Source organism: Zooshikella harenae (assembly GCF_018837975.1).
Lineage (GTDB): Bacteria > Pseudomonadota > Gammaproteobacteria > Pseudomonadales > Zooshikellaceae > Zooshikella > Zooshikella harenae.
Window position 1 is genome coordinate 1 of the sequence record NZ_JAGSOY010000212.1, and the last position, 1,880, is coordinate 1,880.

4 protein-coding genes are annotated in these 1,880 nt (G+C 35.8%); 1 reads left to right on the plus strand and 3 read right to left on the minus strand.

Annotated features, from left to right (window positions below; translation table 11 throughout):
- Nucleotides 1–658: ISAs1 family transposase (locus KCG35_RS24955; RefSeq protein ID WP_215822561.1), on the plus strand; the 658-nt coding region annotated here is incomplete at its 5' end.
- Nucleotides 659–746: 88 nt separating this feature from the next.
- On the opposite strand, the gene KCG35_RS24960 is transcribed toward KCG35_RS24955, so the two are convergent.
- From KCG35_RS24960 to KCG35_RS24970, 3 genes are all read right to left on the minus strand, one after another.
- A complete protein-coding gene (locus KCG35_RS24960; RefSeq protein ID WP_215822562.1) occupies nt 747–956 on the minus strand; it encodes a hypothetical protein in 210 nt (69 codons plus the stop codon).
- A 1-nt stretch (nt 957) separates the two neighbouring features.
- Complete coding sequence (locus KCG35_RS24965; protein ID WP_215822563.1) at nt 958–1,686, minus strand: hypothetical protein; 729 nt, start codon at nt 1,684–1,686, stop codon at nt 958–960.
- Nucleotides 1,670–1,880 (minus strand): hypothetical protein (locus KCG35_RS24970; RefSeq protein WP_215822564.1); only part of this gene is annotated, 211 nt, incomplete at its 5' end. The genes KCG35_RS24970 and KCG35_RS24965, both read right to left, overlap by 17 nt.

Genomic DNA, 1,880 nt, shown 5'->3' on the forward strand with positions numbered 1-1,880 from the left:
GTCAAATGAAATCACCGCCATCCCTGAGAAAGGGGCTGTTGTATCAATTGACGCGATGGGATGTCACAAAGCGATTGCTGAAAAAATTCGTGAACAAGAAGCCCATTACTTATTGGCGGTTAAAAATAACCAGCCTCGTCTCTATTCAGCTATTCATGAATTACTTCATTCCAAGAAAGCCAAATCCTATCAACGTCCTGCTATTGATTTCTATTCTTCTGAAAAAGAGCAACATGGTCGACACGAAATACGACGTTGTTGGGTTTATAATGCAGCGGCTAAATTACCGATAGCCACAGAGTGGATAGATTTAGCTGCTGTCATTAGAGTTGAAACAGAACGAACACTGCAAGGAAAAAAGACGCGAGAGCAGCGTTATTATATTTCCAGCCAGTCATTGCCAGCAAAAGAGGTTAGTGAAATGATCCAACATCACTGGCAAATTGAAAACAGCTTACACTGGAGTTTGGACGTTGCATTCAGAGAAGATGACAGTCGAATTCGTAAAGGACATTCAGCTGAAAATATGTCTAGAATTAGGCAGATAGCACTTAATGTTCTTAAGCAAGATAATACTTATAAAATTGGTATAAAAAATAAGAGACTCTCTGCTGGTTGGGATCATGAATACTTAATGAAGCTAATTTGTTCGGTGTAAATTTATATGCGATTGCCCTGTCCCGACACCTGCTTCACAAACCAATTCAAGTATTGCCAACTCTCTTTGCCCATAACCCCAATCTCGCTTAAGTCAGTAATAGTAATAGCTCAATGTACATTAAAAAAGGCATTACAAAGGCAGGATTATTTTTATCGAACTGTTTGCCGCAGGTCTCGGCAATCAAGCCACCAGGGATGGATTCACGGCACGTTCGATTGAAACTATCCAGCCTTTGGAGTAAGGTCATTGGGAAAGCTCGTTTAAAAAATAAATTAAACAACTCCGTTTTATTCATATCAATCAGCTGGCTTCTCATCTAAAAAGTAAAAGTCAAAATTAATGGTATATGGTTTTATTTGATCGTGATAAACATAACTTGGATCGGGTCCATTTACCTCTGTTTTACAAAATCCAACATATACATCACTACTGCTGTCATATACAGGCTCTTTCCAACAGTGGCTTACGTGATTTGGGTTTGGGTAACCATTTTTTTCTTTTGGCACCGGAATATTTCTCCCATAGTAGTCTATTGCTAATACATTAATACTTAATTCACTGTTATAAAAATAGACATACACTTCATCGATTACATCATCACATCGATTAATATCAGGATTCACTTGTTGTGGAATATTTATAATATATTCACCTCCATTATTTACTCCATAATAATTTACTTCATATCGTCTAGGGATCATTTTTGGATTTTCACTCCAATCTTTACGAGCCAAACACTTTCTCCCAGAAGATGACCACTTTACATATGCTTTTACATACCAACCCTGTTTTTTTTTACCTTTAACTGTTAACAAATTATTTCTTAAGTCAATACCCCATATTTTTTCGTCTAACTTACCAATATAAGTATTTCCATTTCGATAATAATCGCCAGGTATACCTTTAGTCCACCAAAATTTAATCGCCCCACCAAACCAACCTATTGTACAAGATATTAAAATACTAATTATCACAAAACTCCACCAAAATATTTTTTGCTTATTAAGATTACCTAAACTGCTCATAAAGCTTATCCTTATCAATATTTGGTACTTCAAGCATATTTTGGGGGATACTTTCATTTAACAACTTATTGAACAATGCAATATCAGAATCAATTCTATAGATTTGAGTTCTGTAGTAACTCATTTCTGAAGCTAATAACTGTTTTTTCTCCTTCAGATCTTTGCGTATCTCATGACGAGAATCAAACGTATGA